At 54.1% G+C, this 15637-nt stretch carries 9 protein-coding genes; 7 read left to right on the top strand and 2 right to left on the bottom strand.

Going from position 1 to position 15637, the window contains the following annotated elements:
- The first annotated feature begins 53 nt into the window (after positions 1–53).
- From QTO31_RS00330 to QTO31_RS00310, 5 genes are read left to right on the top strand one after another with little or no spacing between them, the layout of a single operon-like run.
- A complete protein-coding gene (locus tag QTO31_RS00330; RefSeq protein WP_301427731.1) occupies positions 54–1991 on the top strand; it encodes a histidine kinase N-terminal 7TM domain-containing protein in 1938 nt (645 codons plus the stop codon).
- Positions 1966–2346, top strand: coding sequence for a response regulator (locus tag QTO31_RS00325; protein WP_031458463.1), 381 nt, complete (start codon positions 1966–1968; stop codon positions 2344–2346). The genes QTO31_RS00330 and QTO31_RS00325 overlap by 26 nt, the downstream gene beginning before the upstream one ends.
- Positions 2347–2366: 20 nt before the next feature.
- Positions 2367–5240 carry an ATP-binding protein gene (locus QTO31_RS00320; protein WP_301427730.1) on the top strand — a complete coding sequence of 958 codons (2874 nt, stop codon included), beginning with the start codon at positions 2367–2369 and terminating at the stop codon, positions 5238–5240.
- Positions 5233–6816, top strand: coding sequence for a response regulator (locus QTO31_RS00315; RefSeq protein ID WP_301427729.1), 1584 nt, complete (start codon positions 5233–5235; stop codon positions 6814–6816). The genes QTO31_RS00320 and QTO31_RS00315 overlap by 8 nt, the downstream gene beginning before the upstream one ends.
- Before the next feature lie 2 nt (positions 6817–6818).
- Positions 6819–7412 (top strand): ATP-dependent Clp protease proteolytic subunit, encoded by a 594-nt coding sequence (locus tag QTO31_RS00310; RefSeq protein WP_301427728.1) that lies wholly within the window; start codon positions 6819–6821, stop codon positions 7410–7412.
- Here the strand turns inward: QTO31_RS00310 and QTO31_RS00305 are convergent.
- Positions 7377–8459 (bottom strand): alpha/beta hydrolase, encoded by a 1083-nt coding sequence (locus QTO31_RS00305; RefSeq protein ID WP_301427727.1) that lies wholly within the window; start codon positions 8457–8459, stop codon positions 7377–7379. The two genes, QTO31_RS00310 and QTO31_RS00305, sit on opposite strands and share 36 nt — an antisense overlap.
- A gap of 9 nt (positions 8460–8468) precedes the next feature.
- Here QTO31_RS00305 and mnmE point away from each other — a divergent pair, with 9 nt between their 5' ends.
- Together mnmE and QTO31_RS00295 are read left to right on the top strand one after the other, a co-directional pair.
- A complete protein-coding gene (gene mnmE, locus QTO31_RS00300) occupies positions 8469–9827 on the top strand; it encodes a tRNA uridine-5-carboxymethylaminomethyl(34) synthesis GTPase MnmE (protein ID WP_301427726.1) in 1359 nt (452 codons plus the stop codon).
- A 54-nt stretch (positions 9828–9881) separates the two neighbouring features.
- Positions 9882–11084 carry a phosphoglycerate kinase gene (locus tag QTO31_RS00295; RefSeq protein WP_301427725.1) on the top strand — a complete coding sequence of 401 codons (1203 nt, stop codon included), beginning with the start codon at positions 9882–9884 and terminating at the stop codon, positions 11082–11084.
- A 714-nt stretch (positions 11085–11798) separates the two neighbouring features.
- On the opposite strand, the gene QTO31_RS00290 is transcribed toward QTO31_RS00295, so the two are convergent.
- Positions 11799–14981, bottom strand: a complete 3183-nt coding sequence (locus tag QTO31_RS00290) for an SMP-30/gluconolactonase/LRE family protein (protein ID WP_301427724.1) — start codon at positions 14979–14981, stop codon at positions 11799–11801.
- Positions 14982–15637: the final 656 nt, after the last annotated feature.

Genomic DNA, 15637 nt, shown 5'->3' with positions numbered 1-15637 from the left:
TAAGGTTGCCTCTTGTGTTATACGTTCCTACGTAATGATATTTGTATACTGCTATGGTAGCTCTACTTGAACGCATTAATGAAATTCTCTTCGCCGCAGTATTAATTGTTAGCTTCTCACTATTAACGTATATTACTTTGCAAAATTGGCGTAGCGATATTGTGCGTGCGTTAGGGGTTTTACTGACGGGTGTCATTATTGCTTACAGTGGTGATCTGTTGCTCTCGCGTGCACAGCGTCCGGAAACTATCGAATTTCTGGGGCGTGCGCAATGGTTAGGCATTGTATTGGTGCCAGCGGGCTATATTCATTTTGCTAATGCTTTGCTGTCATTCGGGAGCGCCAATGCGCTGGCGCAGCGGTGGCGAAAGAGTGTATATGCTGCATACATTGCCAGTCTGGTAATCTTTCTGCTTGTCGTCCTTGGTACTAATCTCGTCATTCACACGGGTACTCCCAGCGGGCCGATTGCACGTTTCAAGGCCGGGCCAATCTTTTGGTTTTATGTGCTCTTTTTTGGCCTGGCTACGATCTCGGCGCTTATAGCGATTCTGATCGTGCGCCGTTCAGCCTTAACCCCTGCCCAACAACGGCGGTTGAATTATCTAGGTGCCACCTTCGCTGCACCGGGCATTGGGGTGTTTCCCTTCTTGTTAATAGCATCACCGAATATGGTGCCACTCACGTTGATTTTGGCCTTACAAGCAATAGCCAGTATGATCGTTATCGTAATGGTGACGGTTATGACCTATTCGGTGGCGTTCCAGGGGATGCTTATTCCTGAACGGCTTATCAAACAAGATTTTGTTCGTTGGTGGTTGTACGGTCCCTTTGTCGGTATTTCCACGATTTTGTTTATTCAAGCCGTGCCCGTGATTGCGCAGTATTTGGGTCTGCCGCCCGAAACATTGATTACGTTTGGGGTTATGGTCATGACCGTGCTGATGCCTATTTTTGTGACTCAGGTAAAGCCATACCTCGATGCACTGATCTATCGCCAGGATCATTCTGAGATCGATTACCTACGCAATTTGCCGCGCAATATGTTTACTCGTGCCGATCTCCGTGCCTTGCTAGAAAACTCACTGGTGGCTATCTGTAGTGCGTTGCAGGTGCAGACCGGCTTTGTTATTGCCCCAGGTGAAGATGGTTTTAGCGTGAAGGCGATTTGGGGATCACGGCGTGCGATTCGGCGTTTTGTCAATGAGCATCCGATTGTTGAGTTATTGCCGCAACTGGAGCGTATGCCCTACGACGCCAGCACCAGTCTGGACAGTGGTTCTTTTGTGGTGGTGAGTACGTTTTGCCTCTTACCATTGCGTAGTCCTGATGGTATTTTTCTCGGTGCGATTGGTCTTGAAGCGACAACCGAACATTTACAGCGGAACGGTGGGATGTCGCCAGAGATGCGACGGATGGTTGTCGGTCTGGCGCACCAGATTGAGTTAGCGTTGACCACTGTTCAGATGCAACGACAGATTTTTGATGCCCTGCGCGGTCTTGCACCTGAGATGGAGTCGTTGCAAAAACTGAGTTCGCGTCTAGAACAGGCAACCCCGGCGACGTTAAGCAGTCTCGAAGATGACATCGTGCTGCATCCCGATTTTCCACAGTTGGTGAAGGATGCGCTGAGCCAGTTGTGGGGCGGGCCGAAGCTGGCCGAGAGTCCATTGCTTGGCCTGCGGAGTGTACGACGTCTGTTGGCCGAACAGGGGGGAAGCCCAACACGGGCCCTACAGGCGGTGTTACGCCAGGCTATCGCCAATCTGCGTCCTGATGATCAGATCGACCCCTCGGCGCAGGAATGGTTGTTGTACAATTTACTGGAAGGTCGCTTTTTACGCCGTCAAACCGTGCGCGATGTTGCTCATCGCTTGGCGATGAGCGAATCGGATTTCTATCGTAAGCAACGGATTGCCATCGAAGAAGTTGCTCGTCAGATTGTCTTGATGGAAGAGCACGAATATGAGAATTCTTCTGGCCGAGGATGAGCCTGATCTACAATTTATTATCGGTATGGCGCTCGAAGGCGCAGATCACACCGTGGTTATGGCGAGTAATGGAGTGGAGGCGCTAAAGCTGCTTGAACACAATTCGTTCGATCTCTTACTGATTGATGTGATGATGCCGCTGATGAGTGGGCTAGAGTTGTGCCAACATCTGCGACACCATCCTGTCTGGCAGCGTATTCCGATCATTTTGTTGACGGCCAGTCCGTTGTTAGGATCGTTAGTGAATGATTTACCTCCTTCTGTCTGTGGCTGGATCGAGAAGCCGTTTAATGTTTTTGATCTGGTTGATCGTATTAAATCCATTATTCCCGATCATCAGGCGTCATCTACCTGATTCTGACTAGGGTAAGCATCGTGCATATCTCTGATCGAGCAATTTTGCTGGCGACATTGTGCCGACAGATGTATCGGGCAACTGCTCGCGAAGAAGTATGGCAGGTTTTGCTCGAAGGGGTATGTAGTGTGGCCGCAGCCGATGTGGCAGTCCTGTATCAGTTGGATCCTGACGGGAATCAGTTGTACAGGTTATTAAGCCGTGGTGTTTCCCCTCCTCCCGCTCAGATCACCATTCCGCACTATCTGCTACACGACCTGCGTCTGCTCCGTCGTCCTCTCCAGTTCGCCCCTGGTCAGCAATTGGCTCCTCTGGCGTCTGCACTCATCGAGGCTATCTGGGTGGACTATCCTCCAACGAGTGTCGTGGTTTTGCCATTTTGCGAACAAGGTCTCGTACAGTCGCTGTGCGTGTGTGGTTGGTCGATCCCGATAACTGAGGAACATGTCGGCATTTTGCAATTTCTTGCTGATGATGCAATGTATGCCCACGCCAAGTTGGCGCATGCCGGGCATACCAACTATGGAAATGGTCTATCGCCCGAGGCAATGATCGATTTGACATTGCTCTACACCCATACGCTTGATCAGTTGCTCGAGGCAGCGCTGGAACAATTAATTATCAGCGGTGGTGCGGCCGCAGGTGCAATCTATCTCTACGATGATGTAACGCATGAACTTCATCTGCAGGATGTCAAAACACATCCCAACGCAGCAGCCCTCGCCACCATCCTGCGCCAACTGTGGCAGGCTGATCTTGGGTGCCAGTGCCGGTATCTGGCCGATTCACTCCTTCGTTCAGATCACGAGGTTGCCTATCAGGTCTCTGATCCGTCACCTCCGCAGGAGCTTGCGGCACTCCATACGTTTTTCAGGACATACGCAATCCATGGTGTGCTTTCAATTGCAATCCTGGTTGGTGGATGGCAGGCGGGTGTCGTTCAATTGGTACCATGGCCGGGTCGTGGCTTCAGCGAACGACAATGGCAGTGGTTACGATTATTGGTGCGACAGGTTGGTGTCGCGATTGAGCATTCGCGTTTGTTTGAGCATTTGCGTACCGAACTTGATCGTGCGCAGGCGGTTGTCGAAACAACAAACGATGGAATTATCATGATTAGCCCCCAGCGCCAAATTGTGATGGTCAATCGCCGGGCTTGTTATTTCCTCGGCCTCGCTGAGCACGATTTAAAAGGTCACTCGTATGACGATCTCTTACTGCTGTTCGGTCGGGTGTTTGCTAATCCTGCCCGGTTAACATTCTGGCTCAGTCAATTGCTCGGTTCAGAGACCGATCGGGCGCACGAGGAGTTTCAGGTTGTCTGGCCGAAGCCCCGTCGCTTACTTTGCTTTTCGGCGCCTGTGGTTGATCGCCGCGAACAGTATCTGGGGCGAATCTTGATCTTCCGCGATGTCACTCGTGAACGTGAAATCGAACAGATGAAGAATGAGTTTGTTTCCACCGTGTCGCACGAGCTGCGGACTCCGCTCATGAACGCGCAGGGATCGCTTCAGTTGCTACTCGGTGATGCGGAACGTGGTAAACCTGGTCTGGTGCCGAATATGTCGGCTAAAGCCCGTGAGTTGTTACAGATTGCTTTGAATAATACCAACCGGTTGTTACGCCTCGTCAATGATATGCTGGACATTGCCAAAATTGAACGTGGGCAGTTGCAGCTTCAACGTAAACCGGTTGCGCCAGAAGAGATTTGCCAGAGCGCGGTTGATAATCTCTCGAGTGTCGCCCGTCAACATGACATAATTATAGATGTCGCAATAGCGCCGAATCTGCCTTTGATAGACGTTGATCGCGACCGTATTGTGCAGGTTGTAGTTAATCTACTTTCTAATGCGATAAAGTTCTCTGCGTCAGGTCAGCGCGTGCTCTTGAGCGTCAGTCCTGATCAGGCGATGGTACGTTTTAGTGTCCGTGACTGGGGGCCGGGTATTGCACGTTCTGATCAGGAGAAATTGTTTAAGAAGTTTCAGCAGCTTGATCAATCGATTAGCCGCCAGAAGGGCGGTTCAGGCCTGGGTCTGGCGATCTCTAGGGAATTGGTGGAATTGCACGGCGGGCGGATATGGGTCGAGAGTGAGGTTGGGCAGGGCAGTACATTCCATTTTACCGTACCGCTGGCTAAAGTGCAGCGTCTGCCAATATCGGATCAGCCGCCGTTGGTGCTTGTAGGAGCTGATCGACATCCCCTGGTAACGGCGTTGCAAGCCGAAGGAACGGCGACATCAGGTTGGGAGATGATAGTACGATCTCCGGCAGAGCTGCTAACGATGTTACCGGAACGCCAGCCCGCAGTGGTTGTTCTGGTGCATCCTGAAAACGTAGACGAGTTGCTGCTCCGGTTGCGTGCTATTCCGCTTTATCAGATGACGCCAATGATCGTAGTTGGTGATGAAGCGACAGGTCGCTTGCCAAAGGATATGCTGTTTTTGGCTGAGCCGATCTCGACTGAGCAGCTTATTGCTGCGGTGCACGAGCAGATTATCAGTCCAAAACCTCTTATTATGGTAGTAGACGATGATCAAAATGTACGTTTGACATTGACGAAAATCCTCCAGCGGAATAATTTTCGAGTATTGTCCGTCAGTGGTGGTGAAGAGGCGCTGTCACTGGCAGTGCATATCCGGCCACATGCGATCTTGTTGGACTTGCGCATGCCGGAGGTTGATGGCTTCGAGGTACTCCGCCGATTACGGGCAAATCCAGACACAACGACAATTCCAGTTGTCGTTTTGACGGCAAATGATCTGGGACCTGACGCTCCTACTCACGCATCTGCACTGGGTGCAAACGGTTTTCTCGAGAAGCCTGTCTCAGCTGATCGGTTAATTGCTGCGCTGACCTCCGTCATCACCAGAAATGAGGAACACTATGAATAAGTTGTCGCCGGAGGTTGAACGATTTATTCACCAGCTTGTCTCGCCGCTCACGACGGTACAAAACGCAGTAGATTTGCTCGCTCACCATTATGGTAATAGTCAGGATCAGCGGTTGAATAATTTAATCGCTGCGTTACAGCGTGCGACAACCCGCTTACGACAGTTTGCACAGAATCTGAACGGGCGAGTGCAGCAGGAAGGCGAGGAGATTGTGATACGTCTCCCATTGACGTTGTACCGTCAGGCCGATGTGACGGTCACCATGGCAGCAAACCTACCGACCGCAGCGTTGGGTACTGGCCAGGCAGTGCTGGTTGGCGAAGCTGTGCTCGATGAATTGGCCGGTGTATTGCAGACAGTTGGCTGGCAGGTGGAACGAGTGCGGTCGTTCGTCACGGCGCTTGATATGGCCCGGTATCGGCGGCCACGTCTGTTGGTATTCGCTGATGCGGAAGCGGATGTTGATCCGGTAGAGTGTGCTCAAATTGTACGCACCGATCCGGAAACGTGCGATGTTGTGGTAGCGCTGGCCGGTCATGGTCACCCGTCACGCGACATTGCAGGCATTCCATGGCTTGATCTCCAGCAGCCGGTGCTTGAACAGATGTATCGTCTGCTGCATACGCACGTTCGCACTGAGCATGGATTGCCTCGTATCTTACTAGTTGATGATGAACCGGACATTCGATTTATTCTTGGGCAACAGTTGATCAGCAATGGTTTTGTCGTAGTCACTGCACCTGATGTCAGAACTGCGCTCCAACTGATCCGTGAACAGTATTTTGACCTGATTATCCTTGATCGGCTCTTGCCTGATGGTGATGGGTTACAAGTCTTGCAAACGGTACGGGCAGACTCGACTGGGCGAATGATACCGGTGATCCTCCTCTCGGCGGTGAGTGCCCTTGATGAACGGGTACGAAGTTTACAGCAAGGCGCCGATGACTACGTGGTGAAGCCGTGTAGTGTGACGGAATTAGCGGCCCGCATCCGTGCTATCTTGCAGCGGAGTGAGCGTGACCGTAGTGTCAATCCGATTTCACACTTACCCGGCAATGCTGTCATTGAGCAGGTCATTCGCGAACGATTGATGAAACAAGAGCCGTTTGCCGTTAGTTACATCGATCTCAATAATTTTAAAGGGTATAATGATTATTATGGTTTTTTCAAAGGTGATGCTGTCATCTTGCATACCGCTCGTGTGTTGACCAAAGCAGTTCACTGGTATGGCGCGCCAGACGATTTTCTTGGTCACATCGGTGGTGATGATTTTGTTCTAGTTACAACCCTTGAACGGGCGCAGCAGATTGGGCAGGCTGTGATCGAACAGTTTGATGCGACAATCCCGTATTTCTATTCGGCAGAAGATCGCGCACGGGGCTACATCCAGGGTCATGACCGGCAGGGGCAACCATGCCAGTTCCCGTTGTTGAGTCTCTCGATAGCAATCGTACCAGTCCCACCCGCTCGCTATCAACAACCTTATGAAATTGCAATGCGGGCAGTTGCCATCAAGCGCCAGTTGAAGTTGGGAAATGGGAGTTGTGTTATTGTCGATGATGGAGAAAGAGGATAGGTATGCCTTCAGTTCCAATACCAACGATTGTGGAACGAACGAGTCGTGGCGAGCGGAGTTGGGACATTTTTTCGCGTCTGCTGAAAGAACGAGTTATTCTGATCGGTGAACCGATCGACGATGAGCTGGCATCTTCAGTCGTGGCTCAGTTATTGGTCTTGCAGCAGCAAGACCCTGAACGTGACATCTGGATGTATATCAATAGTCCCGGTGGTGTGATTCGCGCAGGGCTAGCAATCTACGATACGATGCAACTGGTAACTCCTGATGTGTGTACGGTTTGTGTGGGGCGAGCCGCCAGTATGGCGACGGTGCTTCTCTGCGCCGGCACGAAGGGCAAGCGGTTTGCTTTGCCACACGCCACCATTCATTCCCATCCGGCAGGTGGTGGCGCCGAGGGCTATGCTCCCGATGTCCAGATTGCTGTCGAAGAGATGTTGCGGCTCCAGCGGTTGCTGCGGGAAATTATGGCCAGGCATTCTGGACAGCCGGTTGAGCGGCTGGAAGCCGATTTTAACCGTGATTTCTTCATGACGGCGACGCAGGCCTTGGAATACGGGCTAATTGACGCTATTTTGCCGCCGAATCGCACTTGAGTTCGCCAGGTGTTGGTGTAGCCAATCAGCCGTAAGCCTGATACAGACCAGATCAATCGGCAGTGAAATGTGGCTGGCAAATGGTAGCAAATGGTATTCAGCCCAGCCTTGGGCCAGGTCGGCAATTTCGGCTGCGGCCTCGGGCGGCACGATGGCATCACGCCCGGCGTACACCAGAATGGTTGGCGGTTTGAGCACCGCAAGCGTGCGGAGGCTGCCAGGAACATCGAGGGCGTCAAACAAATCCCAGGTGCTGATGGTGGCTCGAATGCCACTGGTTTGCCAGGCCTTAATCACATGATCGATGGCACCATCGTGGAAGAGGTGCAGCATTCGCCATTGAATGATTGCCAGTGCTTCTCGGATCTGCACCTGCCGGTATGCGTAGGCATCGAGGCGTAGGCGTGGCGGTACTTCCCAGAGTGCCAACGCATCAACACTGGCGCCATCGGCAACGGCGCGGGCCAGTACTGCGCCACCGAGGCTCATACCGATGGCGCCAACCCGCTCGTATCGCTGCTGAAGCCAACCAATCGGGTCGGCAACGCTATCAACCATCTGGGGGAAGGATTGAGGGCGTGGACTCTCGCCATGACCGTCGAGATCGATTAAGAGCACAGCCATGCCGCGCTTTATCAACGTATCGACCAGACGCCAGGCGTAAAAGGTTTTGTCACAGCCAGAACCATGCGTAACAATAATTGCCGTCCTGGCGCCGCCGAGCGGCACAATATGAAGAGCGGGCACCGGCCCATGGCGCGCCGGAACGTCGAGACGAATAATCAGCCGATCACGGTAATGCCCCGGTCGCAACTGTTGGCGTGGATCAAGCCGACGTCGTCGCAGCGTTGCCAGCACGCATTGAACGATAAGCGCTGGTATCATGAGAACCAGATGGGCCGACCAGCTCAGGGCTGGCTGGCTCCAGGTCAGGGTCATCAGTGGTAAGGCCAGGCGGTCACTCCAGCTCAGGCCGCGCAGACCACTCAGATGAGCGAGAGCGTTATAGCATGTGATCAAACGCAACAAGGTCGTAAGGAGACGCACAGAACCTCGATGAGCGACACAATTGCAGCGATTGCGACTCCACCCGGCGAGGGTGGTATTGGCATTATACGACTAAGTGGGCCTGATGCTCAACCAATTGCCTTACGCATCTTCCGACCGGTGCGGCCAGGGCGGTTACGCAGCCATCGGGTGCGCTATGGGCATGTGATCGGACCGGATGGTCAGGTGATCGATGAGGCATTGCTCACGTTTATGGCTGCACCACATAGCTTTACCCGTGAAGATGTCGTGGAGATTTCGTGTCACGGTGGGGCGTTACCGGTGCAACTTACGCTTGAGGCAGCGCTGGCAGCCGGCGCCCGGCTGGCGAATCCTGGTGAGTTTACGCTACGAGCATTCCTCAATGGCCGCATCGATCTGAGTCAGGCTGAGGCAACTCTTGACGTGATCCGTGCTCAGACTCGTGCCGGGTTGACAATCGCGCAGGCCCAATTAGACGGATGGCTGGCGCGTGAAGTGCGCGCCGCTCGCCAGGCGATACTCGAACCCCTGGCGTATATCACGGCATTGATCGATTTTCCTGAAGAGGGAATTGAACCACAAACCGTGGCCGGGCCGATTGCCCAGGCATTGGCAACCGTTGAACGATTATTGGCCGGGGCCGAACAGGGAATGGTCTTGCGTAACGGTGCGCGAGTGGTGATCGTAGGACGACCAAACGTTGGAAAATCGAGTTTGCTCAATGCCCTATTGCGGGTTGAGCGCGCAATTGTGACCCCCATTCCCGGTACGACTCGTGACACGCTTGAAGAACTGGCCAATCTGGCCGGTGTGCCGGTTGTGTTGATCGATACTGCCGGGATGCGTACCAGTACCGATCCGGTTGAACAGATTGGGGTTGAACGGGCAGTAGCTGCACTGACTCGGGCCGATCTGGCATTACTGGTATTTGATGCTTCACAACCATTGACTCCTGAAGATGATGCGATGTTGGTTGCTACTGCGGATCGCCCAACCATTCTTGTCTGGAATAAATGTGATGACCCTGCATTGCCGCCGCCACCAACACCTCACCACCCCCAATGCAAGGCAGTGGTCGCCTGTTCAGCTCGTTACGGACACGGGATCGATCTTCTGGCCCAGACGATTGCGCGTACATTGCTAGGAGGGACGCTCCCGGCAATGGCTTCAACGCATTTGGTCAGTAATCCACGCCATCGGGCAGCACTGCGGCGAGCGGAAGAGTTTCTACGGGCGGCGCAGGAGACGCTGGCTATGGGTGCGGCAACCGACTTACTGGCGGCTGATCTGACCGGTGCAGCAAATGCGTTGGGTGAGATTACCGGCGAGACCGTTGGGGAAGACCTGCTAGATATGATCTTTAGCCGTTTCTGCATCGGCAAGTAAGTGCTGTGTTACAATGACGGTGTGCCGTTACAGCGCAAACAAAGGAGGATGCGCATGAACAAGAAAACCATCCGTGATGTGGATTGGGCTGGAAAGCGGGCACTGGTGCGGGTTGATTTTAATGTCCCCATCGATGATCAAGGACAAATCACCGACGATACCCGGATTCGAGCCGCCTTACCCACTATTCGCTATTTGCTAGAGCATGGCGCCAGTGTGGTTCTGATGTCGCATCTTGGACGACCGAAGGGGAAACCCAACCCGAAATATAGCTTGCGACCGGTTGTTGAGCGGTTGTTTGAGCTACTCCCTGAAGCAAAAGAGGTTAAGAAGACCGAAGCGATTACCGGCCCAGCCGCTGAAGCGGCTGTTGCTATGTTAAAACCGGGCCAGGTGTTGGTACTCGAAAACACCCGTTTCGATCCACGCGAAGAGGCCAACGATCCGGAGATGGCCGCTGAATTGGCCCGGCTTGGTGATGTCTTCGTTAACGATGCGTTCGGTACGGCCCACCGGGCTAATGCCAGCACCGAGGGGGTTGCTCACTATTTGCCGGCCGTTGCCGGTTTTCTGATGGAAAAGGAACTGACATACATCGGTGGTGCACTAAGCAATCCTCAGCGTCCGTTTGTGACGGTTATCGGCGGGGCCAAGATCAGCGACAAAATTGGCGTGATCGAGAATCTGCTGGGCAAAGTCGATGCGTTGCTCATCGGTGGTGGGATGGCAAACACCTTTTTGCTGGCCAAAGGGTTGAATCTGGGTGATTCACTGGTTGAACCAGACAGTGTATCCGTGGCGCAACGATTGATGGCGTTTGCCGATGAGCGCGGCGCCCGGCTCTTGCTACCGGTGGATGTGGTCATTGCCGATGCGTTCAGCGCCGAAGCCCAGCATCGTATCGTTGACGTCGGTGAGATTCCCAATGGCTGGCGGGTGATGGATATTGGCCCCAAGACCATCGAACGCTACAGTGCCGAGATTCGAGCGGCGCGCACTGTAATTTGGAACGGGCCGATGGGTGTGTTTGAAATGGAACCGTTTGCCGTTGGTACTCGCGCTATTGCCCAGGCGATGGCCGAAGCATCGGCAAATGGGGCGATTACGATTGTCGGTGGCGGCGATAGTGTGGCAGCCGTGGAACAGGCTGGTTTGGCCGATAAGATGTCACACGTGAGCACGGGTGGCGGGGCATCGCTTGAGCTCCTTGAGGGTCGAGTATTACCTGGCGTGGCCGCATTACAAGATGCCGAGTAACAGCCGGTTGTGATGCGAAGGGCACGGCTTCGATTCTCAATGACTGCTTAGCGCCCGTCCGAAATCTCCTGTTCCGAGCGATGAGGGCGCAGGTTGTCCCCGGTCAGAGTGGTGTGCCATCCGAACACGTCATTTCTCTGCGGGGCGACGACGGTCGGTTGCATAGGCGCTGTGACCATTTCGTAGACACGTGTGGGGGTGAGGAACCGCCTCGCCCTTGCTTAGTACCTATCCGAATAATCGTCTCTCGGCACAGCAGATGAAACCTGATGAATGTACGGGCGCAGCGCCGCTGCGCCCCAACCCGATCTTCTTCTGCATGCAACATAGTGCGTGAAATGCCAGGCCGCTTCACACATCGAGCGAAAACCTCCTGGGTCAGAGGTTGGTCTGACGCGAAGAATGCTGAACCTGCCGATGGCTTTGGCTCCGGTCGAGAACCTGAACGTCCACCGCGTCTTTCCCTCCACCAGAGTTGACAGCATGTGTTCCGCAAGAGTGCCGCTGCCTGCGATTCCACCTTCGACGCTGACGGGATGAATGGTCGCCACTCCTTCCAGAGTACACCTCACTGTTACGTGATTTCCCTTCTATTCGTTCGGGGCAGGCCGGTTCTACCTTCAGGAAGACCTGCCCTCATCCCACATTTCCCTCGCTCATTGCGCTGGCGTAATGTACACGTCGTCGAAGTAGCGAATGCCGGTGGCGCCATCGTTAACGTTGGATTGACGGCACATAGACTCGCTCGTGCAGGAACAACCACACCTCCCCGCCATTGGCCCAGTTGGTCGTGCCGATGTAGAGGCGGTTGTTGTGCTCCACCATCGCACCGGTCCAGACATAACCATTATTGCTATCTCCCAGACCATCCAGAGAAACCGGCTCCCAATTCGTGCCGTCCGATGTGCGGTATATCTGCACGCCGGTTGAGTCGTTCCGGACAGCCGCATAGAGGTGGCTGCCAAAGACTGCACCGCCATAGATGTACTGATTTTGCGGATTGCCAAATCCGTTGTCCATGACCTTCGTCCAGTCGCTCTGGCTGGTGCAGACGGTCGCTGTGCAGCGCCAGATTTCTGCGCCTTTGGACGTGCCTACAACGTGGGAGACGTAGGCATACAGCGCATTGTTGAACACGATGAGCTTTTCTACTCGATGGGCTTCTACGTCGCCGAAGCCAGAATTGTTGACCTGAGTCCAGGTAGTGCCGTCATAACGCCAGATCTCGCCACCCAGCGGACCATCGGGATGTGCATCATTCTGCCAGTCCCCATGGCGCGTGCCGGCATATAGATAGCCGTTGTATTCCGCAAGGGAGAGCACATCGGTGTTATAGGGGTCGTTCTTGAAGCCTCCTGTAGCGACCTGTTGCCAGTTTTGTCCGTCGGCTGTGCGCCAGATTTCAGCGCCAAGGAGGTTTTGGTCTCCCCTGCCCAGCGTCGCATACAGATACCCACCAGCGGAGAGCATCACAGGAACCCACCGATAGTCGCTGCCGATACTGCCAGGAGGGGTGACATTTTCCCAGGTCGTTCCGTCCGCTGTGCGCCAGAACTGGGGCCCATTCGTGTGCCAGGTGTTGCAGTCGGGGTCATCGCAGACGAAGGTGAAGGTGGCAGCGTAGAGATGGCCATTGAAAACGGCCATTGCGTCGATTTCGCTATTGGTGGAGTCCCCAAACCCAAGCGTGCTAACCTGGCTCCATGTTCCATCGGGGGCCATACGCCACACGTAAGACTGGTAGCCTGTAGCGTAGAGTGCACCCTTAAACGATATCAGGCTGCTGATCCACAGATTCCGCCGCTCCCCGAACCCGTTGATGTTCACCTGCTTCCACCCCGGCACGCCGGGGGCGAATTTCTGGATGCGGTGGTTGAGATATTCAGCAACATAGAGGTTGCCAGCGCTGTCCACTGCTAACCCATCTGCCTGACGCATTTGTCCGGTGTGGTTGCCTGAACTGCCGCCGATGGTGGTCAGGTAAGCGCCTGTGCTATCAAAAACTTGCACACGCCACCCCCAGCCATCAGCTACATAGATGCGTCCAGCCGCATCGACCGTGATGCCGATGGGATTGCTCAGATGGCCAAAGTCGCTGCCCGAAACGCCGGTCTCACCGATGATAGTGCTGCAAGTCCAACTACCGCTGCCGGGAACGCACTTTTGCACCCGGTGATTACTCAAGTCCACCACGTAGACATTACCAGCACTGTCTACAGCCACATCGTATGGTTCGTTAAAGTGGCTGTTATCACTGCCGGACACGCCGGTTGTACCGATAGTGCCAACGTAAACAAAATTGGCGTCATAGACTTGGACACGATGGTTGTAGCGGTCGGCTACATAGAGATGGCCGTTTTGAGCCACAGCCAGACCGTGTGGAGATTTGAACTCATAGTTGCCGATTCCCCAGCCCGTACCCAGCGTAGCGTAGTAGTTGCCGCTGCTGGTGTAGATTTGAATCCGGTTGTTGGCCGAGTCGGCGACATACACACGCCCCGTGTTATCCAGGGCTACGTCTTCCGGGTAGCGGAAATGGCTGTTGTCATATCCGCTCACCCCCGGCTCGCCAACTGTCCATTGTGGTGTGCCGTTGGCATTCAGTTTGACCAGGCGCTTCCCCCTCTCTTCCACAATGTAGATGCTTCCATCCGAAGCCACAGCTACGCCGGTAGGGTAATTGTAGTGGTACCCGTCCGTCACATAGGGAAAACCTGTAGTGCCGTAAGTGCGGACATATTGCCAACCGCTGTTGTACTGTTGTACTCGATTGTTGTAGACATCGGCAACGTAAAGATTGCCTGCAGTGTCAACGGCCACATCAGTCGGAGTGCGGAACTGATAGTCGCCGCTTCCCGAACCGCTCCCAACCGTTGCTACATAAGCTAAAGTGGTGCGGTTAAAAATCTGCACCCGGTCGTTGCCGCTATCTGCTACGTAGATGTAGCTGGCGTCCACGGCCACACCGGTTGGCGAGGAAAGGTGGTTATTGTCGCCTCCTTCTTCTCCCGAGACACCGATGGTTGCCTCCCAGGTCGGCGTGTAAGGAGAGCTGATGTTGAAGATCTGTATACGGTGATTTCCCGAATCAGCGATGTAGAGCCTGTTCCCTGCAATGAAGATGTGTTCTGGTCCGTCAAAATGATTGTTGTCAGTGCCAGCTTGATCGGTGACCCCTAAAGTTGTCTTGTAGTTACCATTAGCATCGAAAATCTGAATGCGGGCGTTGTTGCCGTCGCTGATGAAGATGTTTCCAGCAGTGTCAAAGGCCACGGAAGCAGGTCCATCCAGTTGGTTGTTGGAGGATCCAGCATTCCACCTTTCGCCTATCTCCATCAATATCTCACCAGATGGCGAAAACTTGACCACATGGGAAGCATCAGCATCCACGACCCAGATATTCCCGTCTCCATCTACAGCCACGTCGGTGAGGCGGGCTAAACTTGTTCCTGTGGCCTCACGGAAAGATGCCTTTCCAATTTGCCCCTGGTAGTTGCCAGTATTGTCGAACTTGACGACACGGTTGCCATACATTTCGGCAATCCAGACAAAGTTACCATCCGTTGTTATTCCCCAAGGGTTGTAGTGATGTGTGGTGTCTTCGATGTAACCCTCCTCCGTCACCCCGAACGTCTGCACATAGCGGAACGACAGCCCCGGCTGGCCGAGGGGGATGGAACTGACTCCAGTGCTCTGGAGCCTTGTTGTTGGGTCTGCGGGACGGACAAAGGGCTTACCGAACTCCGGCTCCCAGGGCGGGACACCCTCCGGCAAGCCTGGTCCTTGGGGCGAATACGAGGGGGCCGGTGGTTGCGGCCCCTGGGCTGTCGCCAGCCCGCTCAGTAGCAGGATTGGGATAGCGAGGAGTATGATGACGCGCAAGCTGTTCGCTTTCATCTTGACCTCCTGTCTAACATCATCGGATCGCGCCTAACGGCACTCGGCTCAGCGGCTGTAACCGAGTGAGCAAAGCGAGGGAGCGGTCATCCGGGATGCTAGTTGCACACCCATGATCGTATTCATAAACTGTGGGATTAGTGCATGAGGGTTTCGCAGATGAACCAGTTCGGGATTGGTGACGCACGGGTCGGATACAGACAAGCCACGTATCTGGACAGAGGAGACGAATACCGGCGTGGTGGCGGGCATTGCGGTTGGTGTGGTGGTAACAGCAGGTAGCAGCATTGAGTCAGGCACAGGTGTAGGTGTTGACGTGGACGCAAGTATACACACTGATAACACCAGGTTGACCAGCAAAAATACGACGAACATTCACCCCGTTTTTCGCGTTCTGCTATGGTATTCACGCTACCGAACGTTCTGAGCTTCAATCGCTACCTGATCTGCCAGGATCTAACGCTTGCCGCTCCCGAAATTTACGCCAGGACGCCGCGACGAAGACGGTCGACCGGCAGGTGCAGGTTGGTTACAATCACAAGCTGAGCAAGAGCTCTGCCTTCGGAACACACCGATTTCTCTGTTGTTAAAGCGCGAACGATGGTATCGCAAGCCGCCAGTACCATCGTAGCATAACGGCAGGTAAGTTTAAACTA

Origin of the sequence: Chloroflexus sp. MS-CIW-1 (assembly GCF_030444705.1) — a bacterium.
In the GTDB taxonomy this organism is placed as follows: Bacteria; Chloroflexota; Chloroflexia; order Chloroflexales; family Chloroflexaceae; genus Chloroflexus.
The sequence above is the reverse complement of the archived record's forward strand: the minus strand, read 5'-3'. Positions and strand labels throughout refer to the sequence as shown.